Here is a 26,246-nt window from a genome sequence, read left to right as displayed (position 1 = left end):
CCGGACCAGTGAACAACCAGTCCCAGACGCTGGGATATCCTGGTGAGTGCGGATGAGTCGGCAGGGCGGCCGCGGCAGGTGACTGTCGAGGAAAGTCCGGACTCCACAGGGCAGGGTGGTTGTTAACGGCAACCAGGGGTGACCCTCGGGACAGTGCCACAGAAAGCAGACCGCCTCGGCGCGAGCCGGGGTAAGGGTGAAACGGTGGTGTAAGAGACCACCAGCGCCCCAGGTGACTGGGGCGGCTAGGTAAACCCCACCCGGAGCAAGGCCAAGAGGGCGCGAAAGCGCCTGCGCGAGCGTTCGAGGGCGGCCCGCCCGATGCTCGCGGGTAGGCCGCTAGAGCCTGTCGGCAACGGCAGGCCCAGATGGATGGCCGCCAAGTGGGACTCCGGTCCCATGAACAGGATCCGGCTTACATGCCGGCTCATCCGCCTCATCGATTGCCTCGTCCGGCCTGTCCGAACTGCGGAACGGCGTGAGGGGTTGGCCATGGCTGAGCAACCGCCACCACCGCGGAGGATGCGGTGGAGCATCGGGCTCCTCGGCGACTTCGTCTGGATGAGCCTGCCTGAGTCGCGCCCGTTCTTCGCGGAACGGATCATGGCCGAGGTCGAGGAAGCGATCGACCACGACCGGGAACTGCAGCCGATCCAGCCGATGGACACCGCTCGCGACGTGTTGTGGTACCCGCTGATCCAGCCGGCGCTCGATGCCAGGCCGATGGACGAGCAGTGGGTGGCCAGACTGTTGCGGGTCGTTCGCGAGGCGTGGGAACTGGAGCCTCCCCCGTGGGAGGACACCAGGTACGGCCTGCGCGTGTACGTGCTGGAGAACCTCGACGTGCCGGACTACCTGCCCGTCGTCGAACGGCTTGATCCCGCGCTGTACGCCGCGATCAGGAGCGAGATCGGTTCACAGCCCCAAAAGTGATGGTGCCGGGCGGGATTCCCGCCCGGCACCGTTGCGATTCAGAACGTTGCGACGTTCAGCAGCGGTTCGTGCGTGCTGTCCGGGTCGGTCGCGGTGTTCCAGTTGGAGTTGCCCGCGGACCGCAGAGCGGACTTCACCGCCGCGGGAGACGCGCTCGGGTGGGTCGACTTGTACAGCGCGGCGGCACCCGCGACGTGCGGGCTGGCCATCGACGTGCCGGAGATCGTGTTGTAGCCGCCGTTCTTCCACGTCGACTGGATGCACACGCCGGGCGCGATGACGTCCACGTCCGCGCCGTAGTTGGAGAAGTCGGCGAACGTGTCGTCGACGTCCGCGCGGCACGTCGACGCCGCGCCGCCGCCGGCGCGACCGTTGAAGTCGGCCAGCGCGCTGACCGTGATGACTTCCTCGTAGGTGGCGGGCACGAAGGACGCCGAGTTCGCCGAGCTGTTGCCGGCGGCCACGACGTAGGTCACGCCGGCGGACACCGAGCGGCAGATCGCCTCGTGCATCGCGTCCTTGTTGGACCCGCAGGCGCTGTCGCTGCCCGATCCGCCGAGGCTCATGTTCGCGACCTCGATCTCACTCGCGTGCGCGGTCACGTAGTCGATGCCGCAGATGATGGCCGAGAACGAGCCGCTGCCCTGGTTGTTGAGCACGCGGACCGGCCAGATGCGGGCACCGGGAGCCACGCCCACCACACCGGTGCTGTTGTCGAGCGCGCCGATCGTGCCGGCCACGTGGGTGCCGTGGCCGTTGCCGTCGTCCGCGCTGCGGCCGGTGGAGCAGTTCTTCGCCTTCGCGGTGTTGACGTTGAGGTCCGGGTGGTCGAGGTCGACGCCGGTGTCGATCACGGCGACGTCGACGTTCACGCGCTCGTCGGTGCCGTTGATCCTGGCGGTCGGACTCTGTTCGCCGTCGATGCGGTCGACACCCGTGGGCAGGGTCTGGGCGGCGATGGAGGCCACGCCGTCCGGCTGCACGAGTGCGACCCGCGAGTCGCGGGCGAGACGTGCCGCTGTCGTGGCGGTCATGCGCGCTGAGTAACCACGCACGGCCGACTGGTAGAGGTTCTCCACGGTGACGCCGGCGAAGTCGGTCACGCTCGGCACGCTCACCCCGTCCTTCAGGAGGACGATGTAGCCGCTGGTCTGCGTGGCGGCGGAGGCGGGCGCGGCAGGGACGGCCGCGGCGAGCAGGACAGCTGCGAACAGGGCTTTGACGGTGAGTCGTCGCATGTCTCTCCTCAAAGGCGCTTGAGCAGGGTGCCCGATGCTCTCACCCGAACGGGCAGATGCGCTACCCCGTTCGGAGGTAACTCGACTGGGTGACCTGTATTGATGGACCCGTGCTCTCCCACCTCGAATGTGCCCGTTGCGGCCGGCGCCACGACGCCGACCAGGTGCAGAACCTCTGCCACGAGTGCGCCTCACCGCTGCTGGCGCGCTACGACCTCACGCGCGTCGCCCGGCCCACCCAGGACAACAGCCTCTGGCGCTACCGCGACGTCCTCCCGGTCCGCGCGCCTGATCCCGCCTTCAGCCTCGGCGAGGGCATGACGCCGTTGATCCCGTTGCCCGCGCTCAGCCGGGCTCTGGACGCGAACATCCTCATGAAGGACGAGTCGCTCATCCCGACCGGCTCGTTCAAGGCCCGCGGCGCGGCCGTCGGCGTCGCCAGGGCCCGCGAGCTCGGCATCAAGGGCATCAAGATGCCGACCAACGGCAACGCGGGCGCCGCCTGGGCCCTCTACGCGGCCCGCGCCGGGCTCAGCAGCGTCATCGCGATGCCCGAGGACGCCCCGCTGATCACCCGCGAGGAGGTCGAGGCGAGCGGCGCCGAGCTCCGGATCGTGCCGGGCACCATCGCCGACGCCGCGCAGGCCGTCAAGGACGTCGATCTCTTCGACGCCTCGACCCTCAAGGAGCCCTATCGCATCGAGGGCAAGAAGACGATGGGCTACGAGATCGTCGAACAGCTCGGCTGGCGCGTCCCCGACGTGATCATCTACCCGACCGGCGGGGGAGTCGGGCTGATCGGGATTCACAAGGCACTGCAGGAGATGCGCGAACTCGGTTGGATCGACGGACCGTTGCCGCGTCTGGTGGCCGTGCAGTCCACCGGCTGCGCACCGATCGTCAGGGCGTTCAACGATGGCGCGGCTGAATCGACGTTCTGGGAGAACGCCTACACCGACGCGTTCGGCATCAACGTGCCGAAACCGTTGGGGGACTTCATCATCCTGCAAGCCATCAGGGAGACCGATGGCACCGCGATCGCCGTGGACGACACGCAGATCCTCCACGACCGCAACGAAACCGCGCGGCTCGAAGGTGTTTTCCTCTGCCCGGAAGGAGCTGCCACGATCAGCGCGGTCCGGGCGTTGCGCAAGGACGGTTGGCTCAAATCGGATGACGAGGTGGTCGTGCTGAACACCGGCGCGGGCATCAAGTACCCGGGTGTCCGCCTCTAGGTATCCGCAATCCCCAAGAGCGTTACAGAATTTCGGCCGTTCGAGTGGCTGCGAAGTCTCAGCGGGCCACTCCCGGTATCACGGCCCGGAACCTCCGATCCTCCTGTCAGACGGTCGGCCCCTGCAGCCGGCCGTCCCCAAGGGAGGGAAGAGACATGCAACGCAAGCTGACCGTGGTGCTGGCCCTGTCCAGCCTCGTCACGGCGGGCGCGGTCGGAGTCGCGACCGCCGACGCCGCGGAGCTCCCCGTGTACGGCGTGAAGAGCTCCGGTCTCGACCAGGAGCAGGCGCAGAGGCTGCAAAGAGCGTTCGGCCTCAAAGACGTCCAAAGATCCGAGTTCGGCGCGGTGAGCTTCGCCGACGAGCAGCGGTACCAGTACGTGCCGACCGTCGACAAAGGACAGGGCAAGCCGGACGAGGACGGCGAGCCCACGACGTTGACCGCGCTCGACGTCGACGCGCTCAGGCGCATCAGGGCCATCCCGACCGACGAGGCGGCGAAGCGGGCGCAGGAAGGACTGCGGGCGGCGGGTGTGTTGCCGGCCAACGCGACGCCCACCGCGCAGCACACGACGTTCGAGCTGGCAGACGCCAACGGGCGCAACGCGCTCACGACGAACCTCGACACGGCGGTGTCCTACACGTTCCAGCTCGGCGGCATCCCGCTCGAAGGTGAGGGCGCGAACATCCGCGTCGCGTTCGACGCGCAGGGCGTGACCGCCGTCAGCCACGCCAGCCGGACCTTCGCCCAGGCGGGCACGGTCAAGGTGCACGACCTCGCCACCGGTGCGCAGCTGTGCCGGAAGTTCCTCGGCGCCGACGCCAGGGCCGACTACGTCTACGTCGCGCCGCCGCTGGAGGAGAAGGTCGACAAGATCGAGCCGTCCTTCCGCTGCACCGGTGGCAACGCCGACAAGGGCACGGCTCAGGCCGTCACCCTGCCCGCGGCCGTGGGAGCCGAGCTGCCCCAGCCGACCGAACCGCAGCCGCCGCGCGAGCAGACGTTGCAGGCACAGGAGATCCGCGAGGTCGGCATGGAGGGCACCGGCAACTGCGCCGGCCTGCCCAACACCGTGGCCAACGTCAACAGCTTCGACGCGGAGGCCGGTGCCCACGGCATCAACCGGAACTTCAAGTGGCTCGACGGCAACGCGTGGGAGAGCGACTTCAAGGACCCGGTGTTCGCCGGCGGAGACGACAACAACTGGGCCGACGACGTCGACATGACCTACTGGCAGGGCCACGGCTCCGGCACCGGTTTCTACTTCACCGGTTGCTCCAACCACAACGACACCAAGCTCGCCAACACCGACGCGCGCTGGGGCCAGAACGACGTCGAGTGGATGAGCCTCTTCACCTGCCTGATCCTCGAGGACGTCACGGGTGGCCAGACCTGGGCGCAGCGCTGGGGTCAGGCGTTCCGCGGCCTGCACCAGATCAACAGCTTCACCACGGTCAGCTACAACTCGTCCAACCACGGCGGCAAGTTCGGCCACTACATGTGGCGCAACCCGTTCCTGTGGTGGAACAAGCCGATGAAGGTCCGCGACGCGTGGGCGCAGGCCAGCATCGACACGCAGCCGGCCGACGTGCGGTGGGCGACGATGGGTGTCTACAAGTACGCCACCGGTGAGTACGTCAACATCGACGACTACTTCCACGGCAAGGGTTCCGTCGGTCCGGACCTGCTCCCGAACGGCTGGTTCTGGCGGATCTCCGGCGCCAGCTAACCGAGGTCGCGCACCCTCAACCTCGCCATGCCGAGTGAACTGAACAGAAAGGCCACCGCCGCGAGCCCGATCAGGGGCGCGGCGGTGAGCTGTTCGCCGGTCAGCACGCGAGGCAGGAAGTGGAACGGCGACACCAGGTTCGCCACGTCGTAGCCGATGCCCAGCGACGGCCCGACGATCTCACCGAACATGTTGACCACCAGCCACACCACGAACGAGATCGCCGCCGCAGCACGCGGCACGAAGGCCACGGCGAGCATCGCCACCGCACCCACGACCAGCGCGGCCGGCACCTGGAGCAGCGCCGCGGTGAGCACATGCAGGTCGCCACGTCCGGCGGTGAGCCCGGCAACGGCCATCATCGCCAGCGTCCCCGCCACGGCCACAACCAGATGCCCGGCAGCCCACCGCATCCGGCCAATTGCCGTCGACAACAACAACTCCGCCCGTCCGGACGTCTCGTCGGCCCGCAGCCGCAACACCACGAGCACCGGGAACAACGCAGCAGCGCCGCCCAGGCTGACCATGATCATCCACAGCAGCGTGTCGCCGATCGTGCCGGTGCCGTAGCGGTGCAGGAACTCGCCCATGACGGGAGAGGAGCCGTCGATCGTGCCGCGCATGCCCGCCGCGACACCGCCCATCGTGGCCCCGGCCAGTGCGAACGCCGTGACCCACCCGATCAGCTGAGTCCGGTGCACCCGCCACGGCACGTTGACGTCGCCACCGGCCTTTCCCAGCTTCGAGGGCGCCACCCCCGCCCCGAAGTCGCGGCTTGAGTTCAGCCGGAACGCGATCGCGGTCAGCACGGCGGCGGCCACCAGCGGCACGACGATCACCCAGTCCGACACCAGGAACAGGTGGCTCCAGCCGTTGGGGGAGAACCAGCGCGCCCACAACACCCCGCTGCCGTCCGCCGCGAACCGCACCCCGTACGTCACGCCCAGCGCCCCGCACGCGATCAGGTGGGCGGTCGAGGACCGTTCGGTCAGCTGAGCGGCCACCGCGGCCACCGCCGCGAAGACCAGTCCGGGTGCGGCCACCGCGAGCCCGAACCTCAGTCCGCCGATCACCGTCACCAATGTGCCGACCAGCAACGACGCGCCCATCGCGAGACCCAGCGCGGAGGCGAGTGGTGCGTACCGGGAGATCGGCGTGGAGCGCAGCAGCTCCTGACGGCCGGACTCCTCCTCAGCGCGCGTGTGCCGCAGCACGATGAGGATCGCCATCAGGGCGGTCAGCGTGAACGCGACGTCGCCGATCTTCCACAGGATCAGGCCGTGCAACGTCGGCGCGGTCAGCTGTCCGGTGAACGCGGTCAGCGCCGTGTTGCCTTCGAGGTCCTGCGCGAAGGAGAGGGCGGCTTCAGGGGTGGGGAACATGCGGCTGTACTGGCCGGTGGTGCTGAGGACCACGCCTGCGATGAGCACGATCCAGGCGGGGAGCACGACTCGGTCACGACGCAGCAGGAACCGTAACATGGTTCAGAAGCTACGCATCTTTCACAAACTTGTGAAGACTCAACGCTTGGCCGGACGCCCCGAAGGCATCCTCAACACCGGCCGGAACGGCTCCCCGGCGTTGTAGAGCTCCTCCAACTCGGTCACATAAGCCAGCACCGCCGGGTTCACGATGTCGGCCAACGACCGCACCCCGGCCTGAGGCTCATAAGAGGCGAGATAGGTGGCCGCCGCACGAGCCCGCTCCAGCACCGACCTGTCGAAGTTGATCGTCCGCTGGACCCGGCGCCGGGATTGCGGCGCCTCCCCGGTAGGCTCCGCTACGCCTGGAGCACTAGGGGAGGCTGTGATTCCGTCCACACTTCCGTCCGGCACGAGGTCAGGTTCGAGCATGGGCGAATCTCCTCGGAGTCGTCGCTCCGGAGCGCGCCCGCAGTGCTGGTCAAAGGGGTCGCGAACCGGCCGATCAGGGCGTTCACATGAGTGGACACGTGCGCATGTTTGAGACGCACGCACTGTGTGTGACCAGGGCGTTCGCAGTCGGGTGAACCTTGCCAGCGACGGAGAGAATCTTGAGCCGGGTGTTCCCCACTGACGTCTCCTCAGTGATGATGTGTCGGCCAGATTAGACGTAATTCCTCCCAGGGGGAACGGCCAGATGATCTACAGCCCGCTCCAACAGCTTCACACCTCGTGACGAACTCGTGTTCTACTCGTAGCGCAAGCCCGAGCGCACTCTGGAGTACCTAATGACCGCCATGGACCTGGTGACACTCGCTCAGCAGCAGCCGCAGGTGCCGGGCACAGGCAATGTCCGCGACTGGATCCTGGACAACATCGTTCCGCTGCTCCTGCTCACCGTCGCGCTCCTCCTGCTCTGGCTCGGAGGTGGCAAAGGCGACAACGCGGGCGTCATGCGCCGCCTCGGTGGTGTGATCGTCGCCCTGGCCATCATCGGGCTCGCGGTCACGACCGACGCGGGCTCGAACATCGGCAAGTGGCTCGCCGGCTTGTTCGTCGGAGGCTGACACGTGCGGGTTCGCACTGACGACGAGGTCTACCGGGTCGACGCCGTCTGGCTCGGCCCGCCCAAAGCGACTTTCCCCTGGCGCGCGCGATACGTCGCGTGGGGCGTCGGGATCGTCGTTTTCCTCGTCGTACTCACGATCGAGCGGCAGATGGGCGTCGGGTTCGGGTTCTTCTCGACCGCGTGGGCCCTGGTCGCGACGATCATCCTCACTCGCTTCATCACCCAGCGGATCAGCCATGAACGGCCGCTCACGGCCGTCATGTCGATGTGGGTCCGCGAGCTCACCGCACCTCGAGAACGCACGGCAAGCACCGGCGGAGCGGCCAGTGCCGCCCGGATCCGGGTCGCTCCGCAGCGGCCTCGTCCCAAGTTGAGCAAGAAACAACAACGACGGGCGAGACAGCAGGCCCAGCACCGCCGGACGTCAGCCAGCCGTAAGAAGGAGGTTCGCGGTGTTCGGACGCCGGCGAGACCGTGACCGTCGCTCCGCCCAGCACATCGCCCAGCACGCCGCGGCGGATCCCCGCGAGCGCGACCGGGCCGCATATTCGAAGCGCGGCCGCCGCCTGCCCGGCGAGCAGGCCGTGCCGAGCTACACGCCGTCGATCGCGGCCCGCAGCATCGACGGCCACCTGCTGCGCACCGGCCAGGAGGTCTACGCCTGGTACCGGCTCGCGCCGCAGCGCTGGTCGTTCCGCAGCGACTCGCAGCGCCAGGACCTGATCGCCGCGATCGCCGGGCAGTACGCCGAGCTGCAGGGCCGTTGGATGCACCTGCGGGTGACGACACGGCCGTACCCGATCCGCATGTGGGCCGAGGCGCACGTGCACAACGCCGTCAAGCGCCTGCCGGACACGCCCGGCACGCTGTCGTTCGACGACTACATGGTCGGCGAGCAGCAGCAGCTCATGGGCCGCTCGATGGCGGAGAAAGAGGTCTACCTGGGCGTCCAGGTGCAGACCCGCAACATGATGGACCGCGCCGTCGAACGCGCCGCGCCCGTGCTGCGCAAGGTCTTCCCGGACGCCGTGGACGCCGAGCTCGTCGCACTGGACTCCGAGGTCGAGCACCTCGACCAGGTGATCGGGTCCGCGGGTCTCGAAGGCCGTCCCGCGACGGCCGAGGAGATGTCCTGGCTGATGCACCGGTCGTGCTCGCTGGGTCTGCCCGCGCCGCGCAACCTGCCCGCCGTACCGGGTGCCGCGTGGGAACCGGAGGACCTCGCGTCCTTCACCGACGCCGCCGACTTCCACCAGGAGCCTTACTCGCCCACGGTGACCGTGCGCGGCCGCACCGGCTCGAACGCGGGCATCAAGCGGCACGTCGCGGTGCTGACCGTCGGCCTGATGCACGGCCTGCAGATTCCCGAGGTCGACGACCCGTGGGTGCAGCGCGCGGACCGGCTGCCCGCCTCCGTGGAGTGGTCCGCCCGCATCTACGTGCGCAAGCCCGAAGAGGTGTCGGGCGAGCTGTCGCGGCAGATGAGCAAGGTGCGCTCGCAGGTCCGCCACTACACCGACGAGCACGAGCTGGAGCCGCCGCAGTCGCTGGCCCGCCAGGCCGGTCGCGTGCTGGAGATCGACGACGAGATGACGTCGGGCTTCACCGCGCTGGGCACCCGGGTGCGCTCGTGGTGGCGCCTCGCGGTCTCCGGTCCGACCGAGCGTGAAGCACTCAGGCTGGCCCAGTCGTTGCTGGAGCTCTACAAGCCGAAGATCGCGATCGAGCACCCCGAGGCCCAGTACGCGATCGCCCGCGAGTTCATCCCCGGCGAACCGCTGTCGAACGGCGCGTACCTGCGCCGCGGCAGCGTGTTGTGGGCCGCTTCAGCGGTCCCCACCGCGACGGCCGAGGTCGGTGACCGCCGCGGGATCCTGCTCGGCGAGACCGTCACGGCCACCCGCCGCCCGGTCGCGTGGGACCCGTGGATGGCGCAGGAGCTGCGTGACGCCTCGGGCCTGACGGCGATGGTCGCGGGCCTCGGTGCCGGTAAGTCGTTCCTCGGCGGCGGCATCGTCTACAAGACGCTGCGGGCCGGCGCGCACTGGACGCTGCTCGACCCGTCCGGTCCGCTGGCGGCGCTGTGCGACCTGCCGGAGCTGCGGCCGTACGCGCGGCCGATCAACCTGCTCAACGCCCAGCCCGGCATCCTCAACCCGTACCGGGTGGTCGCCGAGCCGATGATCGAGCACTTCCTCGACGAGGACGACCCCGAACGGGCCTGGCGCCGCGAGAAGGCACTGGCGGCGGCGACCCGTCGTCGTCTCGTGCTGGACGTGCTCACGGGCCTGCTGCCGTTCGAGGTCGCGCGTCTGCCCCAGACGCGCATCGTGCTGCTGCGCGCCGTCCGCACGGTCGGTGGCCGCTTCGACGCGCACCCCGGTCTCGTCTTCGAGGCGTTGCGCCGCGACGCGTCCGAGCACCACGAGCACGCCGTCGTCGTCGCGGACTTCCTCGACGAGATGCGCGAGCGCATGTCGTTGCTCATCCCCGAGGAGAACCACGACCCGTACAACGAGGTGCGCGACGACCGCCTGACCGTTCTCACCATGGCGGGCCTGAACCTGCCGAAGGACGGCGTCGGCCGCGAGCACTGGACGGACGCGGAGTCGCTCGGCGTCGAGATGCTGAACCTGGCCGCCTGGCTCACCCAGCGCTCGATCTACGAGAAGCCGAAGGACCAGCGCAAGGGCGTCTGGATCGACGAGGCGTTCTTCCTCTCGGAGGTCCCGACCGGTCGCGTGCTGATGAACCGCTTCGCGCGTGACTCGCGAAAGTGGAACGTCCGCGTGCTGCTGTCGTCCCAGATCCCCGCGGACTTCCTGCGGATCCAGGGCTTCGTGGCACTGCTCGACTCGGTCTTCGTCGGGCGTCTCGACGACGACCAGGCGCAGGCAGACGCGTTGCGGTTGCTGAAGGTTCCGATCGGTGCCGGGTACGAGCAGGTCGTCGCCTCGCTCGGCCGCCGGCCCGGTGGCGAGCGCACCGCGACCGAACGCGACCGCGCGCCGCGCCAGTTCATCTTCGGTGACGGTGCCGGTGGTGTGGAACGGATCCGCATCGACTTCAGCGGCCCGCACCTCGAACACCTGCGCAACTCCCTCGACACGACGCCGGACGCCAAGCGCGACAGCGGCGAGCTCGTGAAGACGGACGACGACCACGCGGCGTCCCAGCCGCCCGCCTACGTGCCCGACGAGATCGACGACGAACTGGCGGCGGACATGGAACTCGGACTGACGGAGGAAGAGGCCCACCTGGTGGGCCACGGTGACGGGCCCAACCGCCACCGGGACGGCGCCGCATGACGGCGCTGACGATCGTGCTCGCGATCGCCGCCTTGCTCTGGGCGAGGCGGCGGTTCGCGCTGCGCACGTCAGCGAAGTCCCGTGCGGTCATGATGGTCTCGGCCATCCTGGCTCTGCAGGTGGTGATCGGCGCACCTGCCCACGCGCAGGCCTGTGGCGACCCGCCGAACCCCGAACGTCCCGGCGCGGGCATGGTCGGCGCGCTCGACCCGCCCGTGGGCAACGGCCTGCCGGGCTCGCCGTACCTCGAATACGGCTACGCGGGCATGGTCTGGCACTACTACCAGTCCAGCTGCACCATCCCGAACGCCAGCGCCACGCTCGACACGTGGGCGGGCAACGAGCTCTTCAGCATCGGCAAGAACATCGTCGGTGCGACGAACGCGTTGCACTACACGGTGATGGGCCGCGGTCTGCTGGTGCCGCTGGACGACGCCGTGAAGAACGGCGTGCAGAAGGTCTACGACAACGTCTACCTGCGCTGGTTCGGACTGGTCGCGCTGATACTCGCGATCCTGATGTTCCGCCAGATCTGGACCGGCGACTTCGCCACGATCTCCAAACGCGGGCTCTGGGCGTTGGCGGCCATGTGGCTGGCAACGTCCACTTTGGCCTTGCCGCAGTTCTACAACCTCCTCGACAACACGCTGGTCTCCAAGACATCCGAGATACAGGCGGGGTTCATCGAGGCGCCTGAAGAACAAGGCACACTCCACGTTCTACCAACGAAACTGCACGACGCGGTCGTCTATCAAAGCTGGCTGCGCGGCGCGTTCGGCACGCCGGAAGCACCACAGGCCGCCGAGTACGGCCCGCGCATCCTCAAGGCCCAGGCCTGGACGACGGCGGAGATCGCCGAGCACAAGGACGCGGACCAGGCGGCGCTGACCGCGAAGAAGGCGGAGTGGAAGGCCCTGGAAGGCCAGCTCGGCACCGCGAAGGGCTACTTCGACGGCACCGACGGCAGCCGCACCGGCGCCGGCTTCCTCTCACTGTTGCAGGCCATCGCGTTCTCGCTGTTCCAGCTGTTCGCGAAGGCCGCGGTGCTGCTCGCCCAGCTGCTGCTGCGCATCCTCACGCTCGCTGGGCCGTTGATCGGTCTCGTTGCGTTGCTGCACCACGACTTGCTGCGCAAGGTCGCGCGCGCCGCGGCCGTGACGGTGTTCAACGTGCTGGTGCTCGCGGTTCTCGCGGGTGTGCACGCGCTGCTGCTGCAGGCGATCTTCAACGCGACCGGGCTTTCGTTGCTCACCAGGACACTGCTCGGACTGATGCTGACACTCGTGTGCTTCGTCATCGGCAAACCGTTGCGCCGCATGTGGCAGATGGTCGAGATGTCGGTCGGTTCGGCGGGCAACGTCCTGCCGATGAGCGGCGGCGTCTGGTCGAAGATGATGGGGCGCAAGAAGCAGACCGGTCCCACCCCGCAGGACGAGTTCTGGGATTCCGTGCGGGACAACGAGGTCGACGGCGAGGTGCCGCAGCGCGGTCGCGGCCGGGTGCGCCCGGAGGCGTCCAGCCCGGTCATGGCGACGGCGCAGCGACTCGACCGCGACTCGGTGCCCGGCCAGATCGTCAGCGGCTCCGACGGCTCGGGTGTGCGCGCCGGCGCGTTGCCCGCGGGATCGGGCCCGGCGGCGTTGCCGGTCGGCCGGTCGCGCGTGGTGGACAGCCCACCGGTCACCGATCGGCAGTGGGACCGGGTCGACGACGCGGTGCTCGTGCCGTCGCGGTCAGGCGGCTACCAGGGACCGGTGCAGGAACCTCGCAGGGCTGAGACAGAAGTGGTGGCAGGGCGTCCGGTGCACGTGATCTACCGACCGTCGCGCGGTTTCGAAGTCCGGGACAACAGCTGAGAGGGGGACGTTAGGTGCCGATCCGTACCAACCGCGGCCGTGCCGCGGTCTACCGCAGGCTGTGGGGCTGGCCGCTGCGTTCCCCACGCCACCTGGCGGCGTCGATCATCATCTTCACGGTGGTGGTCATCGCGCTCGGCGTGATCATCCCGAAGGTGATGGACCGCCAGTCGTCGACGCCGACGGCAGGGGGCACCTCTTCTACTTCGGTGCAGCCGAACCAGGTCGGTCAGCTGCCGTCGAGCGGCGCCTCGCTGCCGACCAAGCAGCCGCCGCCGACGAACGCCGCGTCGGCCGCGCCGCCTGCCGCCGACGCCCAGCTGATCGCCGAGCTGTGGGCCGAGAACTGGATCAAGCCGCCGCCGGACAACGACGTGAACAAGTGGCTGGCGCAGCTCCGTCCGTACACGACGGAGGAATTTCTCGCCCAGATGGCGACTATCGACCCGAAGAACGTTCCGGACAAGATCACTCAAAAGGTGGCGGCGAAGCGGTCGACGGTGTCGTCGGCCGACTTCGAGGTGGGAACTGATGTCGGCAAGGTCGTCATCACGTTGATCAAGCTCTCGCCGAGCAACGAGTGGCGGGTCAACGGCTACACGAAGGCGGACTGACCATGCGCTGGATGTTGCTGTTCGGGGCGCTCGGCGCGGTCATCGTGATCGCGGTGGCGACCTCGGGTGTGACGCAGGTGGTCAGCAACTCGACGAACCCCGCGGCGCAGGCCAACTTCCTGCGGGTGGGCTGCAACGCGTCCATCGGCCCGTGGGACGCGGGCGGCGGCGACAAGGGCCGTTACGACGCCTCGCGCCTCAACGACGAGCAGCGCAACATCGTGGCCCGCATCATCTCCATCGGCCAGGAGCGCAAGCTGCCGCCGCTGGCGTGGCAGATCGCGATCCAGGCGGGCATGACCGAGTCGGGCCTGCGCCCGTTGAACTACGGCGACCGCGACTCGCTCGGCATCTTCCAGATGCGCCCGTCGATGGGCTGGGGCACGCCCGCCCAGGTGATCGACCCGCATTACGCGATCAACAAGTTCTACGACGTGCTGCTGAAGGTGCCGGACTGGGAGAACAAGCGCCCCGGTGACTCGGCCCAGGCGGTGGAGCGCTCGGCGTTCCCCGACCGGTACCACAACTGGGAGTCCATGGCGGCGTTCCTGCTCGGTGAGCTGGGCCAGATCAGCGACCCGGCCGGCTGCGGCGCGGGCGCGGGCCAGTTCCTGCTGGCGTCGAACGCGGCGGGCGTCGCGATCCAGTTCACCAAGGAACAGCTGGGCGAGCCGTACCTGTGGGGTGGCAACGGTCCCGACGCCTGGGACTGCTCGGGCATCCTCGTGAAGGCGTTCGCGGCGGCCGGCGTGAAGATCCCGCGCGTGGCGAACGACCAGTACGAGAAGGGCGGCGCTCACCTCCCGGTGCGCGAGGCCCAGGCAGGCGATCTGCTCTTCTGGGCCTACAACACGGCCGACCCCCGCTCGGTGCACCACGTGGGCATGTACCTCGGCAACGACGAGTACATCCACGCCCCCCAGACGGGTGATGTCGTGAAGATCAGCAAGATCAACTGGAATTATCACGAGTTGATGCCGCTGGCCGTCCGGCCGGGCGTGTAGATCGCGGGGAGGCGCTGCATGTTCAACCACGACCCCATCCCGAGGCCTTCCGGACCGCCCGCGTCGAGCACACCAGTGCGTGACTACATGGCGGCCGGTGCTCCCGGAGTCTCCTCCGACTACGTGGTGATCCCACGTGCACTGGCAGAAGCGATGCCTCTGCCGTGGCAGCAGCACCTGACGCACCTGCTGGCGGAGTTCCACCGCACGTACGGGCACCTGAAGTGGCCGATCTACCGGGTGGTGCCGTCCCGCTACGAGAAACTCGCCGATCTCGACGAGGAACAGCTCGCCGAGGTCGGCGCCATCATGGAGATCGACTCCGACGGTTCCCTGGTCTACCGGGACCGCTCCGGGCGTAAGATCGAGAACGCCGAGGACCGCACGGTGCTGGTCTCGTGTTTGGATCCGATCCCGTCGGAGTACGCCAACGCCAACCAGTCCACGCCGCCGAGGGGATTCCCGGCGCCTTTGGGAGGCGAACGCGTATGAGCGACACCAGTGGTTGGTACTACTGCCTGACCCACCAGACCGTCGAGAAGGGCAAGGGCTGCCGCGGCGGCGACCGCATGGGCCCCTACCCCGACGAGGCCACCGCGGCCCGCGCTCTGGAGATCGCCCGCGAAAAGACTCGCGCCGCCGACGAGGCCGAGAAGAAGTGGCGCGGCGACGACGAGGACTGAGCGCCTGAGTCCTTAGTCTGTGCGGGTGGCCTCCCTGGTGATCCGCACTGGTCGTGCTGACGTCGCGTTCGACGGCATCCGCACCGAGTTCTCGCTGCCCTCGTCGTTCCCGCCGGCAGCGCTGGCCGAGGCTGAATCGGCGGTCTCCCGACCTGTGGGGGACCGCCAGGACCTCACCTCGATCCCGCTGGTCACCATCGACCCGCCCGGCGCGAAGGACCTGGATCAGGCGCTTTGCTTGGAACGCACGGCTTCTGGCTTCGTCGTGCACTACGCGATCGCCGACCTCGGTGCCTTCGTCACGCCCGGCGGCGCGCTGGACGAGGAGGTCCGCCGGCGCGGCCAGACCGTCTACCTGCCCGACGGCAACGTGCCGCTGCACCCGACCGTGCTGTCCGAGGGCGCGGCCTCTCTCTTGCCCGGTGTCGTCCGCCCAGCGGTGTTGTGGACGTTCACCTGCTCGGATGAAGGCGTGCCCACGGCCGTTGAGGTGCGCCGGGCACTGGTGCGCTCGCAGGCTCAGTTCGACTACGCGTCGGTGCAGAAGACGTTCGACGAGGGCAACCCGCACCCCTCGGTAGCAGCACTGGCCGAGTTCGGTCCGCTGCGCCGAGCGCTGGCACGCGCGCGGGGCGCCATCGAGCTGCAGCTGCCCGAGCAGGAGATCGAGTCCAACGGCGACGGCTGGAAGCTGGTCACCCGCCCCCGCGCACTCGTGGACTCCTGGAACGCCGAGATCTCGCTGATGACCGGCATGGCGGCAGCGTCGATCATGCTGGAGGCCCAGGTCGGCATCCTGCGCACACTGCCGGACCCGGACGCCTCAGCCGTGTCGGCTCTGCGGAAGTCCGCCGCAGCCCTGAAGGTGCCGTGGCCAGCCGATCTGTCGCCGGGCGCCTTCCTGGCCGACCTGGACGCTTCCACGCCCGAGGCATTGGCGCTGTTCACCGATGCCACGCGGCTGTTGCGCGGCGCGGGCTACACGGCGTTCTCCGGTTCGGTGCCCGAGGTCGTGACGCACGCGGGCGTGGCAGCGCCGTACACACACGTCACCGCCCCTCTCCGCCGCCTCGTCGACCGCTTCGCCACGGAGGTGTGCCTGGCCGTGACGGCCGGCGAGGACCTGCCCGCGTGGCTGTCCGAGGCGTTGCCGCAGCTGCCGTCGCTGATGGGTTCGTCGGACTCGCTGTCCGCGAAGGTGGAGCGGGCGGCGCTGGACCTGGTCGAAGCGTGGGTGCTGGCGGGCAAGGTCGGGCAGGAGTTCGAGGCCGTCGTGCTTCGATCGGGCGACAACGAGGCCGAGGTGTTCATCGCGAACCCGCCGGTGCTGGCCAAGTGCGCGGGCAAGCGTTTGCCGGAAGGTGAGCGGATCCGCGTCCGGCTGGAGGAGGCCGACCCGGTCGAGCGGCGGGTCCGGTTCACGGCGAAGACCTGATCCCGTCCAAGGGACCTGAGCAACCATCCTCGCAAGGTGACCGTCCGCACGCCAGGCGACCCCTTCGCTGGAACAGGCGCCCGCCAACGCAAGCCGACCCGCCCGCCCGGAACCGCCATCAGCCACGCAAGCCAATCCGCCCGCCCGGAACGGGACCACCAGCCCACCCGAACCGACCCACCCGGATCACCCGCACCCCACCATCGAGCGCAAGGTCACGTTCCACAGCCCGCTCCTAGCCGGCCGTGTGAAGATGCACAGGTGACTGAGATTCGTGACCTAACCGTCGGCGTCCTGGGCGGCACCGGAGCACAGGGCAAGGGCCTCGCGATCCGCTGGGCCAAGGCGGGCCTCAAGGTGATCATCGGCTCCCGCAGCGCCGATCGCGCCGAGCTCGCGGCGAAGGAGATCACCGACGTCGCCGGTGGCCAGGTCGAGGGCAAGGACAACGCCGACTGCGCTGCCGACTCCGACATCGTGCTGGTCGCGGTTCCGTGGGACGGTCACGGCGACCTCCTGGCCAGCCTGCGCGACCAGCTCGCGGGCAAGATCGTCATCGACTGCGTGAACCCGCTCGGCTTCGACAAGCAGGGGCCGTTCGCGCTCAAGGTCGACGAGGGCAGCGCGGCCCAGCAGGCCGAGTTGCTGCTGCCGGAGTCCAGGGTCACCGCCGCGTTCCACCACGTGTCCGCCGTGCTGCTCGCCGACCTCACCGTGTCCGAAGTGGACATGGACGTCCTGGTGCTCGGCGACGACCGCGAGGCCACGGACACCGTGCGCGAGCTGGCCGAGCTGGTGCCGGGCTTCCGAGGTGTGTACGGCGGCCGGCTGCGCAACGCCCACCAGGTCGAGGCGTTCACCGCGAACCTCATCGCGGTCAACCGCCGCTACAAGACCCACGCCGGCCTGAAGATCACGGGAGTCTGATGCTCCCCGTCGACGACCTCGGTGAGCCGGTGGTGCTCGACCGGCCGCAACGCGTGGTCAGTCTGGTCCCGTCCATCACCGAGGCCGTCGCGGTCAGCGTCCCCGAAGCCCTGACAGGCGCCACGGACTACTGCACCCATCCGTCCGATTTGGACGTTCCACGGGTCGGCGGCTCGAAGTACCCGGATGTCGACAAGATCCTCGAACTCACCCCGGACCTCGTCATCGCGAACTCCGAGGAGAACCGCGCGGAGGACGTAGACCGGTTGCGTGCCAACGGGATCCAGGTCTGGGTCACCGAGGCCCCAGCCACCGTGCCGATGGCCCTCAAATCCCTCCGCCGACTCTTCGCCACCGCCTGGGACCTAGAACCCGACTGGCTCAAGCAGGCCGAGAACCTGTGGCGCGAAACGAAACCGCAGAAGCTCACCGCGTTGATCCCGGTCTGGCGCCGCCCGTGGGTGGTCGTAGGCCGAGACACGTTCGCCACGGACGTGCTGCGGCGCCTCGGAGTCGAGAACGTCTACGCATCGCACGAAGAGCGCTACCCGCGCCCAAGTCTCGAAGAACTGAACGACCGCCGCCCAGATCTGGTGATCCTGCCCGACGAGCCGTACGTCTTCACCCACGACGACGGTCCGGAGAGCTTTCCCGGCCTGCCGTACGTGCTGGTCAACGGTCGGCACCTGACCTGGTACGGCCCTTCCCTCACAGAAGCGCGCACCAGCCTCGAACGAGCGCTGAACTACGGCCACGGTTGACAACCACAGGTGGATTCGCGCACCGGCGAGCACTGCCAGGATCCACGGCCATGGGGAAACTAGCCGCGATCATCGCGACCGCCGCAGCCGTCACCGCACTGACCGCTGTCCCGGCCCAGGCCGAACCGGTCGTCGTCTACCAGCTGTCCGGCACCAACCGCTGCCTCGCCGACACCGGCACCGACGTCGTGCTGAAGTTCTGCAACCGGGCCTCGAACGAGCAGCGGTGGATCGTGCCGGTGAGCGACGCCGACTGGCCGCACAACATCGCCACCCGCAAGTGTCTCGCCGCGAGCAGCACCGGCGAAGTACGAGGTCAAACCTGCAGCACCAGCAGCACCCAGCGCTGGCGCCGCGTCCCGCCCACCGGCACGTCCTTCCAGTTCCGCAACCTCGGCACCAACAAGTGCCTGACCGCCCAGGTCACGGTCGCCGCCTGCACCACGTCCAGCCCGCGCTGGGTCGGCCTCCGCTAACGGAACCGATCCGTCGCCGACAGCAGTGCAGCGAGAATGCCGGGTTCGTCGTAGGCGTGCCCGGCATCCGGCACCAGCACCAGTTCCGACCCCGGCCAGGCCTTGTGCAGGTCCCAGGCCGACACCGCGGGCGTGGCGGCGTCGTACCGCCCCTGCACGATCACGCCGGGGATGCCCGCCAGCCGCGAAGCGTCCCGGATGAGCTGCCCCTCCTCGAACCACCCGCCGTGCACGAAGTAGTGGTTCTCGATCCGCGCGAACGCCAGCGCGTAAGAAGGTTCGGCGAACTCCTCCACCAGCTCGGGCCGCGGCAGCAACGTCACCGTCGCGCCCTCCCAGGTGCTCCACGCGACGGCGGCCGGTCCGTGCACGGACGGATCCGGCGAGGCCAGCAACTTCGAGTACAGCTCGACGGGATCACCATCGAGCCCCTCCAGCGGCGCCATGAACTTCTCCCACTGGTCGGGGAAGAGGTTCGCCGCCCCACCGCGGTAGTACCAGTCGATCTCGGACGACCTCAGCGTGAAGATCCCGCGCAGCACCAACTCCGTGACCCGCGAGGGATGCGTCTCCGCGTAGGCCAGCGCCAGCGTCGAACCCCATGAGCCGCCGAACACCTGCCACCGCTCAACACCGAGAAACGAGCGCAGCCGTTCGATGTCGGAAACCAGGTGCCAGGTCGTGTTCGACGCCAGATCAGCGGTCGAGGAGGCGTGCGGAGTGGAGCGTCCGCACCCGCGCTGGTCGAACAGCACGATGCGGTAGGCGGACGGGTCGAACAGGCGCCGGTGCGACGGTGAGCAGCCACCACCGGGGCCGCCGTGCAGGAAGACGACGGGCTTGCCGGCCGGGTTGCCGCACTCCTCCCAGTACACGAGGTTGCCGTCGCCGGTGTCCAGGTGGCCTGACGCGTGAGGCTCGATCTCCGGGTACATGGGCCTATCGTCGAACACATGGCGCAGTTCACGAAGGAGACCTCCACCACGGGGGCGTTCGTCAGGCAGCCCAACCGCTTCACCGCCCGGCCCGAGCCCGAACAGGGCCGCTACCGGCTCGTCGTCAGCCTCGCCTGCCCGTGGGCGCACCGCGCGGTCATCGTCCGCAAGCTGCTCAAGCTCGAAGACGCCATCTCACTGGCGGTCGTCGATCCCATCCGGGACGAGAAGGGCTGGCGCTTCCCGGAGACCGACCCGGTCCTCGACATCGACTTCCTCGAACAGGCCTACAAGAAGGCCGACCCGGACTACGAGGGGCGCGTCACCGTGCCGTCCATCGTCGACACCACGACCGGCGCGGTCGTCACCAACGACTACCCGCAGATCACCCTGGACTTCAGCCTGCGCTGGCGCCCGGAGAGCACGCTCTACCCGGAGCACCTCAGGCAAGAGATCGACGCCTGGATCGAGCCGATCTTCCACAACGTCAACAACGGCGTCTACAAGGCCGGTTTCGCCACGTCACAGGAGGCCTACGAGCAGGCGTACACGAACCTGTTCGCCGAGCTCGACCGGATCGAAGACCACCTCGAAACCCGGAGCTACCTCGTCGGCGAGCAGCTCACCGAGGTCGACATCAGGCTCTGGACCACGCTGGTCAGGTTCGACGCGGTCTACCACGGTCATTTCAAGTGCAACAGGAACAAGCTGACCGAGATGCCGAACCTGTGGGCGTACGCGAAGCGCCTCTACGCCCAGTTCGGGGACACGGTCGACTGGGACCACATCAAGCGCCACTACTACGTGACGCACCGCCAGATCAATCCGACCGGCATCGTGCCGGAGGGTCCAGACCCGGAGGTCTGGACCCGCCAGTAGATCAACTCAGTGGAAGGTGTGCTCGGGACCGGGGAACTGGTGCCCGCGCACCTCGTTGGCGAACTCCGTCGCCGCGCCCAGCATGATGTTGCCGATGTCCGCGTAGCGCTTGACGAAGCGAGGCGCCTTGCCGCGGTTCAGGCCCATCATGTCCTGCCACACCAGCACCTGGGCGTCGGTGTCCGGGCCGGCGCCGATGCCCACGGTCGGGATGACCAGGTCGTGCGTGATCTGCTTCGCGACCTCGGCGGTCACCATCTCCAGCACGACCGCGAACGCGCCGGCTTCCTGCACGGCGATCGCGTCCTGGAGCACCACGTCGTGGTTCTCGTGGCGGCCCTGCACGCGGTAGCCGCCCAGCTGGTGCTCGGACTGCGGGGTGAAGCCGATGTGCGCCATGACCGGGATGCCGGCGGCCGTGATCGCGCGGATGTGCGGCGCGAAGTGGGCGCCACCCTCCAGCTTGACCGCGTGCGCCCGGCCTTCCTTCATGAACCGCACCGCGGTCGCCACGGCCTGCTCGACCGACACCTGGTAGGAACCGAACGGCAGGTCAGCGACCACGAGAGAACGCTTGACCGAACGCGATACCGCGCCTACGAGCGGCACCAGCTCGTCCACCGTGACCGGCAGCGACGTGTCGTAGCCGTAGACGGTGTTCGAGGCGGAGTCGCCGACCAGCAGAACGGGGATGCCGGCCTCGTCGAAGATCGAGGCGGTGAACGTGTCGTACGCCGTGAGCATGGGCCACGGCTCGCCGCGTTCCTTCATCTCACGCAGGTGGTGAACGCGAACCCTCTTGGCGGGGGCCTTCTGACCCGCTCCGTTGCCGTAGGGCGCGGAAACTTCGGCAGTGGTCATCGTCGACCGGTCCTTTCCTCGAGGCCCACGTAGGTGGGTCCCCGGGCGCTTTGTGCACGGTTGCCGAACACCAGAGTGACACCGTCAGCCGGAAACAGGGATGCAGATGCGGTTACCGTCACACGCACGATGCGCTCAGCGGTCGGTCCGACCCCTGAGGATCTCGCGCACGGCCATGACCACGGCGTCCGGCCGGTCCATCTGGATCATGTGACGACTGCCGGGCACCGGCACGTTGCGCCCCCACGGCACGAGGGCGGCCAACGACTCGTGCTCCGGCCACACCTTCCGCCCGGCCGTGAGCACCAGAAACGGCACTTCGGGCAGCTCACGACGCCTGCGCAGCCGTTCCAGCGTCGCCACCTGGCCGGGGTACGACGCGAGCTCGGCCAGCACCGCCCGCCCCACGCCAGGTCTGCGGTAGACCATCTCGACCAGGTCGGCGGGCGCCGGATCGGTCACGCCCAGTGTCGACACCGCCGTCAGCAGGTTCCGCAACGCGTGGCCGTACCTGCGCGTGATGCGTGAGCCGAGCCAACGGCTGCCGAACGCCCGCATCCCCTGCGCGAGGACTGCGGACATGTCGAACGGCGCTCCCGAGCCCGGCGTCTCGGTGTCCGGATCGAGCAGCACGAGACCGTCCACACGGGTCGGTCGCAGTCGTGCATAGGCCTCGACGTGCATCGATGCCATCGAATGTCCGACCAGGACCGCGCGCGGGATCCCGCGCATCACCGCGTCGAGCACCGCCACCTCGCGCGCCAGCGACGGCCCGCGCCGCGCGGGACCGCTCATCCCGAGGCCCGGCCGGTCGAACACGATCACCCGAGCGAGTGGTTCCAGCAGCCGCACGGTCCGGTCCCAGTCGAACCAGGCGCCGCCCAGACCCGAGCTGAGGACCACAACGGGCTGGTCAACACGCCCGGAGGACGCCACGTGCACCCGTCCGGCCGAAGAGGGAATCATGGCGGTCATCGGCCGACCTCGGGAGTTGATGTGGCACCGGCGTGGAAGTGGAAGACCGCGGGCGCGATCGCGACGGTAGTGCAGCTGGCCGGGGTGATGTCGCTGCTGCGGGTCATCCTCCCGGAGGACAGCTGGTTCACCGACGTCGCGGACGGGGTCGGGTACTTCTTCGGCCTGCCGATCGACGGCAACCTCTTCATCGCCATGGTGTTCTTCGTGCTGGGCGCCGCGCTGCGCAGGCACAAGCGAGCAGCGCTGTGGGCGCTGCTGGCGTTCCAGGTCGTCGGCCTGGCGCTGGTCGGCTTCATCATGGTCATTTTGGCTGTCGCGCCTGAAGAAGTCCTGGAAGCCGGCGAGGAACCGCACTGGGTGTTTCTCGGCGTGGGCGTCGGTACGTCACTGCTGTTCGTGGTGCTGCTGTGGATCGTGCGGGAGGCGTTCCCCGCCCGGCTGGCCCGCGGGGCGTGGCGGCGCGCGCTGGTGTCGTTCGTGCTGGGAATGGTCGGGCTGGTGCTTCTCGGCTGGGCGCTCACCGAGGTCTTCCCCGGCAAACTCGTCGAGCAGCTCGACAAGCTGGCGTGGGCGGCGAACCAGGCCACGGGTGAGGTCGTGCGGCTGGGCCGGCTCGACATCCCCGAAGGTCCGCAGTGGCTGAGCGTGGTGCTCGGTCTGGGCGGCACTCTCGTTGCAATCCGCGGCCTCTACGTCTTCTTCCGCGGTGTCCGCACGCAGAACATGATCACGCCGGACCAGGAGCTGGACGTGCGCCGGCTGCTGGCGGCCGACGGCGAGCCGGACTCGCTGGGCTACTTCGCTACTCGCCGCGACAAGAGCGTGGTGTTCGCGGCCTCCGGACGTGCGGCTTTGACGTACCGGGTGATCGGTGGCGTGACGCTGGCGTCGGCCGACCCGATCGGCGACGAGGAGGCGTGGCCGGAAGCCGTGCTGGCCTGGCTGTCCGAGGCGCGCACGTACGGCTGGATGCCGGGAGTGCTGGGCGCGTCCGAACGCGGGGCGCAGGTCTACGCCGATGCCGGGCTGAAGGCGTTGGAGATCGGTGACGAGGCTGTGCTGGACGTGCGGGAGTTCAACCTCGCCGGTCCGGAACGGCGTGGGTTGCGCCAGGCGGTGTCGCGGGTCGAACGTGCCGGGTACACCACTCGAGTGCGCCGGCACAGCGAGATCGCACCGGACGAGATGTCGTCCATTTTGGACCTCGCGGAGGCGTGGCGTGGTGCCGAGACCGAGCGCGGTTTCTCGATGGCGTTGGGGCGCCTGGGAGATCCGAGTGACGGCCGCTGTGTGATGGTCGAGTCCTACGACGCGTCGGGTGCTCTCCGCGGGCTGCTGTCGTTCGTGCCCTGGGGTCGCCGCGGTGTGTCCCTGGACCTGATGCGGCGCGACCGGACTGCGGAGAACGGCCTGAACGAGTACATGGTCGCGCAGCTCGCGGCGGCCGCCGGACACCTTGGCGTGCAACGGATCTCGTTGAACTTCGCGATGTTCCGCGCGGTCTTCGAGGAGGGCGAGAAGATCGGCGCGGGCCCGGTGCTTCGGGCGTGGCGGCGGGTGCTGTCGCTGGCGTCGCGGTTCTTCCAACTGGAGTCGCTGTACCGGTCGAACGCCAAGTACCTGCCGGACTGGGAGCCGCGGTTCCTCTGCTATCAGCGCTCCCGGTCGTTGCCGCAGGTCAGCATCGCCGCCGGGGTCGCTGAGGGCTTCGTGCCGTCGCTGCGGTCGCTGCGCAAGCGGGCGTTGCAGAAGACCGACGTGAGCGCCGAGTTCGCTTTGAAGGTCGCGGAGATCGACGCGATCCGGGTGGAACCGAAGCCGGTGCGGCGGCCGGAACAGGTCCGGGTGCGGATCGCGAAGGTGGAACGGCTGGTGGCCGCAGGCGTCGACCCGTACCCGGTGGGCTTTGCTCGCACGGATCTCCTTGCGGCGGCTCGGGAACGGTTCGGCGAGGACGTCTCGGTCACCGGACGCGTGGTGGCGCTGCGGGAGATGGGCAAGCTGTGCTTCGCGCGCCTGCGGGACTTCAGCGGTGAGATCCAGCTGATGCTGTCGTTCGAGTCTCTCGGCGATGCTCTGGCGTTGTGGAAGTCGGACGTCGATCTCGGAGATCACGTCGGGGTGACCGGGCAGGTGATCAAGTCGGACCACGGCGAGATCTCCGTGCTGGCCACCTCGTGGACGATGACCGCGAAGTGCCTGCACCCGTTGCCGGACAAGCGGAAGGGCTTCACCGACCCGGAGGCCCGCGTCCGGCAGCGCTACCTGGACCTCGTGGTGAACCAGGACTCGGCGTCGTTGCTGAAGCTGCGCAGCGACGTCATCCGCAGCGTGCGCGAGTTCCTGCACTCACGCGAGTACCTCGAAGTCGAGACCCCGATGCTGCAGGCGGTGCACGGCGGCGCGAACGCCCGGCCGTTCGTCACCCACATCAACGCCTACGACATGCGCATGTACCTGCGGATCGCGCCGGAGCTGTACCTGAAGCGGCTGTGCGTCGCGGGCGTGGACCGGGTGTTCGAGCTGAACCGCAACTTCCGCAACGAGGGCGCCGACGCCACGCACAACCCCGAGTTCACGATGCTGGAGGCCTACCAGTCCTATGCGGACTACCGGGTCATGCTGGATTTGGTGCGGTCGTTGATCCAGCACGCGGCACGTGAGGCGTTCGGTGCCGAGGTGGCGGTGCGGCCGGAGGGGGAGTTCGACATCTCCGGGGAGTGGCCGGTGGTTCCGGTCTACACGGCCGTTTCCTCGGCGTTGGACGCTGAGGTCACACCTTCCACGTCCGTGCCGGAGCTGCGGTCGTTGTTGGGTGCTCGGGGTGTCGAGATCAACGACGACTGGGACCACGGGCAGTTGGTGCAGGAGGCGTACGACTCGTTCGTGGAGGCTTCGACCGTTGGGCCGACGTTCTACATCGACTTTCCCACCTCGGTGTCGCCGTTGACGCGGCAGCACCGGGTTGATCCGCGGCTGGCTGAGCGGTGGGACCTGGTGGCGTTCGGGGCGGAGATCGGTACGGCCTACTCGGAGCTGACCGATCCGTTGGAGCAGCGGCGGCGGCTTGAGGCGCAGTCGTTGAAGGCGGCGTCTGGGGACGTTGAGGCGATGGAGCTGGACGAGGATTTCCTGCGGGCGTTGGAGCACGGGATGCCGCCGACCGGTGGGCTCGGGATGGGGGTCGACCGGTTGCTGATGATGCTCACCGGGACGTCGATTCGGCAGACCGTGCTCTTTCCGTTCGTGCGTCCTCAGTGATCCAGGTAGGCCAGGACTGCTTGGACGCGGCGGTCTCCGGAGCCGTCCTCGCTGTTGAGACCGAGTTTGAGGAAGACGTTGCCGATGTGTTTGTGGACGGCTCCTGGGCTGATGACCAGGCGGTCGCCGATGGCTGCGTTGGACAGGCCTTCTGCCATCAGGCCGAGGACTTCGCGTTCTCTCGGTGAGAGGACGCTCAGCGCGTCGTCTGTTCGGCGGCGGACCAGGAGTTGGGAGACGACCTCGGGGTCCAGGGCTGTGCCGCCTGCTGCTACGCGGTGCAGTGAGTCGAGGAAGTCCGCGACTTTGCCTACGCGTTCCTTGAGGAGGTAGCCGACGCCGCCGTTCGTGCCGGCCAGGAGTTCGTGGGCGTAGCTCTGCTCGACCCACGCTGACAGGACCAGCACGGCCAGTTTTGGGTGTCTGCGGCGGGCTTCTACGGCTGCTTTCAAGCCTTCGTCGGTGAACGTCGGTGGCATTCGGACGTCGACCACGGCGATGTCTGGCTGGTGCTCGGCGACTGCGGTCAGGAAGTCGTCCGGGTTGTCGGTCGCCGCCGCCACTTCGAGGCCCTCGTTGCGCAGCAACAACGTCAGGCCCTCGCGGAGGAGGGCGTCGTCTTCGGCGATCACGATGCGCATG

The 26,246-nt window shown here is 68.5% G+C and carries 24 protein-coding genes and 1 other RNA gene; 18 read left to right on the top strand and 7 right to left on the bottom strand.

Annotation, left to right across the window (positions count from 1 at the left end; translation table 11 throughout):
• The first annotated feature begins 53 nt into the window (after positions 1–53).
• Positions 54–434: RNase P RNA component class A (gene rnpB, locus LFM09_RS46045), an RNA gene on the top strand.
• Between the two features lie 58 nt (positions 435–492).
• On the top strand, positions 493–933 hold the full coding sequence (locus LFM09_RS46040; RefSeq protein ID WP_414102976.1) for a hypothetical protein: 441 nt from the start codon (positions 493–495) through the stop codon (positions 931–933).
• A gap of 38 nt (positions 934–971) precedes the next feature.
• Here the strand turns inward: LFM09_RS46040 and LFM09_RS46035 are convergent, their stop codons facing one another.
• Positions 972–2,171 (bottom strand): S8 family peptidase, encoded by a 1,200-nt coding sequence (locus LFM09_RS46035; RefSeq protein WP_414102975.1) that lies wholly within the window; start codon positions 2,169–2,171, stop codon positions 972–974.
• Positions 2,172–2,281: 110 nt separating this feature from the next.
• On the opposite strand from LFM09_RS46035, the gene LFM09_RS46030 reads away from it, so the two are divergent.
• Together LFM09_RS46030 and LFM09_RS46025 are read left to right on the top strand one after the other, a co-directional pair.
• Complete coding sequence (locus tag LFM09_RS46030; protein WP_414102974.1) at positions 2,282–3,406, top strand: threonine synthase; 1,125 nt, start codon at positions 2,282–2,284, stop codon at positions 3,404–3,406.
• A gap of 155 nt (positions 3,407–3,561) precedes the next feature.
• Positions 3,562–5,136: a DUF6345 domain-containing protein gene (locus LFM09_RS46025; RefSeq protein WP_414102973.1), complete on the top strand. Its 1,575-nt coding sequence runs from the start codon at positions 3,562–3,564 to the stop codon at positions 5,134–5,136.
• Here LFM09_RS46025 and LFM09_RS46020 read toward each other — a convergent pair.
• Together LFM09_RS46020 and LFM09_RS46015 are read right to left on the bottom strand one after the other, a co-directional pair.
• On the bottom strand, positions 5,133–6,617 hold the full coding sequence (locus LFM09_RS46020; RefSeq protein WP_414102972.1) for an ABC transporter permease: 1,485 nt from the start codon (positions 6,615–6,617) through the stop codon (positions 5,133–5,135). The genes LFM09_RS46025 and LFM09_RS46020 overlap by 4 nt on opposite strands.
• Before the next feature lie 39 nt (positions 6,618–6,656).
• Positions 6,657–6,989 (bottom strand): hypothetical protein, encoded by a 333-nt coding sequence (locus tag LFM09_RS46015; protein ID WP_414102971.1) that lies wholly within the window; start codon positions 6,987–6,989, stop codon positions 6,657–6,659.
• A gap of 356 nt (positions 6,990–7,345) precedes the next feature.
• Between LFM09_RS46015 and LFM09_RS46010 the strand changes: the two genes are divergently transcribed.
• The 12 genes from LFM09_RS46010 to LFM09_RS45955 all read left to right on the top strand — a co-directional run bounded on the left by LFM09_RS46010 (position 7,346) and on the right by LFM09_RS45955 (position 18,690).
• Complete coding sequence (locus LFM09_RS46010) at positions 7,346–7,624, top strand: hypothetical protein (RefSeq protein ID WP_414102970.1); 279 nt, start codon at positions 7,346–7,348, stop codon at positions 7,622–7,624.
• 3 nt (positions 7,625–7,627) lie between these two features.
• Complete coding sequence (locus LFM09_RS46005) at positions 7,628–8,104, top strand: hypothetical protein (RefSeq protein ID WP_414102969.1); 477 nt, start codon at positions 7,628–7,630, stop codon at positions 8,102–8,104.
• Entirely contained in the window at positions 8,079–10,934 is a 2,856-nt protein-coding gene (locus LFM09_RS46000) for an ATP-binding protein (protein ID WP_414102968.1), read from the top strand. The genes LFM09_RS46005 and LFM09_RS46000 overlap by 26 nt, the downstream gene beginning before the upstream one ends.
• The gene (locus LFM09_RS45995) at positions 10,931–12,790 is read left to right on the top strand and encodes a hypothetical protein (RefSeq protein ID WP_414102967.1); all 1,860 of its coding nucleotides are present in this window, start codon (positions 10,931–10,933) and stop codon (positions 12,788–12,790) included. Before LFM09_RS46000 ends, LFM09_RS45995 begins: the two co-directional genes overlap by 4 nt.
• 14 nt (positions 12,791–12,804) lie before the next feature.
• Complete coding sequence (locus tag LFM09_RS45990) at positions 12,805–13,404, top strand: hypothetical protein (RefSeq protein WP_414102966.1); 600 nt, start codon at positions 12,805–12,807, stop codon at positions 13,402–13,404.
• Between the two features lie 2 nt (positions 13,405–13,406).
• A complete protein-coding gene (locus LFM09_RS45985) occupies positions 13,407–14,408 on the top strand; it encodes a C40 family peptidase (protein ID WP_414102965.1) in 1,002 nt (333 codons plus the stop codon).
• Between the two features lie 18 nt (positions 14,409–14,426).
• Positions 14,427–14,900: a hypothetical protein gene (locus tag LFM09_RS45980; RefSeq protein WP_414102964.1), complete on the top strand. Its 474-nt coding sequence runs from the start codon at positions 14,427–14,429 to the stop codon at positions 14,898–14,900.
• Positions 14,897–15,091 carry a hypothetical protein gene (locus LFM09_RS45975; protein WP_112271296.1) on the top strand — a complete coding sequence of 65 codons (195 nt, stop codon included), beginning with the start codon at positions 14,897–14,899 and terminating at the stop codon, positions 15,089–15,091. Before LFM09_RS45980 ends, LFM09_RS45975 begins: the two co-directional genes overlap by 4 nt.
• A gap of 37 nt (positions 15,092–15,128) precedes the next feature.
• The gene (locus tag LFM09_RS45970; RefSeq protein ID WP_414103005.1) at positions 15,129–16,526 is read left to right on the top strand and encodes an RNB domain-containing ribonuclease; all 1,398 of its coding nucleotides are present in this window, start codon (positions 15,129–15,131) and stop codon (positions 16,524–16,526) included.
• A 261-nt stretch (positions 16,527–16,787) separates the two neighbouring features.
• Positions 16,788–17,453, top strand: coding sequence for an NADPH-dependent F420 reductase (npdG, locus tag LFM09_RS45965; protein WP_414102963.1), 666 nt, complete (start codon positions 16,788–16,790; stop codon positions 17,451–17,453).
• The gene (locus LFM09_RS45960; RefSeq protein WP_414102962.1) at positions 17,453–18,214 is read left to right on the top strand and encodes a helical backbone metal receptor; all 762 of its coding nucleotides are present in this window, start codon (positions 17,453–17,455) and stop codon (positions 18,212–18,214) included. Before npdG ends, LFM09_RS45960 begins: the two co-directional genes overlap by 1 nt.
• Before the next feature lie 50 nt (positions 18,215–18,264).
• The gene (locus LFM09_RS45955) at positions 18,265–18,690 is read left to right on the top strand and encodes an RICIN domain-containing protein (RefSeq protein ID WP_414102961.1); all 426 of its coding nucleotides are present in this window, start codon (positions 18,265–18,267) and stop codon (positions 18,688–18,690) included.
• Here LFM09_RS45955 and pip read toward each other — a convergent pair.
• Positions 18,687–19,625 (bottom strand): prolyl aminopeptidase, encoded by a 939-nt coding sequence (pip, locus tag LFM09_RS45950; RefSeq protein ID WP_414102960.1) that lies wholly within the window; start codon positions 19,623–19,625, stop codon positions 18,687–18,689. The genes LFM09_RS45955 and pip overlap by 4 nt on opposite strands.
• 18 nt (positions 19,626–19,643) lie before the next feature.
• Between pip and LFM09_RS45945 the strand changes: the two genes are divergently transcribed.
• Positions 19,644–20,504 carry a glutathione S-transferase family protein gene (locus tag LFM09_RS45945; protein WP_414102959.1) on the top strand — a complete coding sequence of 287 codons (861 nt, stop codon included), beginning with the start codon at positions 19,644–19,646 and terminating at the stop codon, positions 20,502–20,504.
• Between the two features lie 6 nt (positions 20,505–20,510).
• Here the strand turns inward: LFM09_RS45945 and panB are convergent, their stop codons facing one another.
• Both panB and LFM09_RS45935 read right to left on the bottom strand, forming a co-directional pair.
• The gene (panB, locus tag LFM09_RS45940) at positions 20,511–21,365 is read right to left on the bottom strand and encodes a 3-methyl-2-oxobutanoate hydroxymethyltransferase (protein ID WP_414102958.1); all 855 of its coding nucleotides are present in this window, start codon (positions 21,363–21,365) and stop codon (positions 20,511–20,513) included.
• A 135-nt stretch (positions 21,366–21,500) separates the two neighbouring features.
• The gene (locus LFM09_RS45935) at positions 21,501–22,340 is read right to left on the bottom strand and encodes an alpha/beta fold hydrolase (protein ID WP_414102957.1); all 840 of its coding nucleotides are present in this window, start codon (positions 22,338–22,340) and stop codon (positions 21,501–21,503) included.
• A 21-nt stretch (positions 22,341–22,361) separates the two neighbouring features.
• On the opposite strand from LFM09_RS45935, the gene lysX reads away from it, so the two are divergent.
• Positions 22,362–25,604 carry a bifunctional lysylphosphatidylglycerol synthetase/lysine--tRNA ligase LysX gene (lysX, locus tag LFM09_RS45930; RefSeq protein ID WP_414102956.1) on the top strand — a complete coding sequence of 1,081 codons (3,243 nt, stop codon included), beginning with the start codon at positions 22,362–22,364 and terminating at the stop codon, positions 25,602–25,604.
• Here lysX and LFM09_RS45925 read toward each other — a convergent pair.
• Complete coding sequence (locus LFM09_RS45925) at positions 25,598–26,245, bottom strand: response regulator (RefSeq protein ID WP_414103004.1); 648 nt, start codon at positions 26,243–26,245, stop codon at positions 25,598–25,600. The two genes, lysX and LFM09_RS45925, sit on opposite strands and share 7 nt — an antisense overlap.
• Between the last annotated feature and the right edge of the window lies 1 nt (position 26,246).

This window comes from Lentzea alba, from assembly GCF_047445655.1.
Lineage (GTDB): Bacteria > Actinomycetota > Actinomycetes > Mycobacteriales > Pseudonocardiaceae > Lentzea > Lentzea alba_A.
The sequence above is the reverse complement of the archived record's forward strand: the minus strand, read 5'-3'. Positions and strand labels throughout refer to the sequence as shown.

Bases quoted from the DNA above. Each gene is read 5' to 3' on its own strand.
- LFM09_RS45975 (WP_112271296.1), top strand. From the start codon at position 14,897: ATGAGCGACACCAGTGGTTGGTACTACTGCCTGACCCACCAGACCGTC.
- LFM09_RS46035 (WP_414102975.1), bottom strand. From the start codon at position 2,171: ATGCGACGACTCACCGTCAAAGCCCTGTTCGCAGCTGTCCTGCTCGCC.
- LFM09_RS45935 (WP_414102957.1), bottom strand. From the start codon at position 22,340: ATGACCGCCATGATTCCCTCTTCGGCCGGACGGGTGCACGTGGCGTCC.
- LFM09_RS45925 (WP_414103004.1), bottom strand. From the start codon at position 26,245: ATGCGCATCGTGATCGCCGAAGACGACGCCCTCCTCCGCGAGGGCCTG.
- panB (WP_414102958.1), bottom strand. From the start codon at position 21,365: ATGACCACTGCCGAAGTTTCCGCGCCCTACGGCAACGGAGCGGGTCAG.
- LFM09_RS46040 (WP_414102976.1), top strand. From the start codon at position 493: ATGGCTGAGCAACCGCCACCACCGCGGAGGATGCGGTGGAGCATCGGG.
- pip (WP_414102960.1), bottom strand. From the start codon at position 19,625: ATGTACCCGGAGATCGAGCCTCACGCGTCAGGCCACCTGGACACCGGC.
- LFM09_RS46010 (WP_414102970.1), top strand. From the start codon at position 7,346: ATGACCGCCATGGACCTGGTGACACTCGCTCAGCAGCAGCCGCAGGTG.
- LFM09_RS45945 (WP_414102959.1), top strand. From the start codon at position 19,644: ATGGCGCAGTTCACGAAGGAGACCTCCACCACGGGGGCGTTCGTCAGG.
- LFM09_RS45960 (WP_414102962.1), top strand. From the start codon at position 17,453: ATGCTCCCCGTCGACGACCTCGGTGAGCCGGTGGTGCTCGACCGGCCG.
- LFM09_RS45980 (WP_414102964.1), top strand. From the start codon at position 14,427: ATGTTCAACCACGACCCCATCCCGAGGCCTTCCGGACCGCCCGCGTCG.
- LFM09_RS45995 (WP_414102967.1), top strand. From the start codon at position 10,931: ATGACGGCGCTGACGATCGTGCTCGCGATCGCCGCCTTGCTCTGGGCG.
- LFM09_RS46015 (WP_414102971.1), bottom strand. From the start codon at position 6,989: ATGCTCGAACCTGACCTCGTGCCGGACGGAAGTGTGGACGGAATCACA.
- LFM09_RS46020 (WP_414102972.1), bottom strand. From the start codon at position 6,617: ATGTTACGGTTCCTGCTGCGTCGTGACCGAGTCGTGCTCCCCGCCTGG.
- LFM09_RS45985 (WP_414102965.1), top strand. From the start codon at position 13,407: ATGCGCTGGATGTTGCTGTTCGGGGCGCTCGGCGCGGTCATCGTGATC.
- LFM09_RS46025 (WP_414102973.1), top strand. From the start codon at position 3,562: ATGCAACGCAAGCTGACCGTGGTGCTGGCCCTGTCCAGCCTCGTCACG.
- LFM09_RS45955 (WP_414102961.1), top strand. From the start codon at position 18,265: ATGGGGAAACTAGCCGCGATCATCGCGACCGCCGCAGCCGTCACCGCA.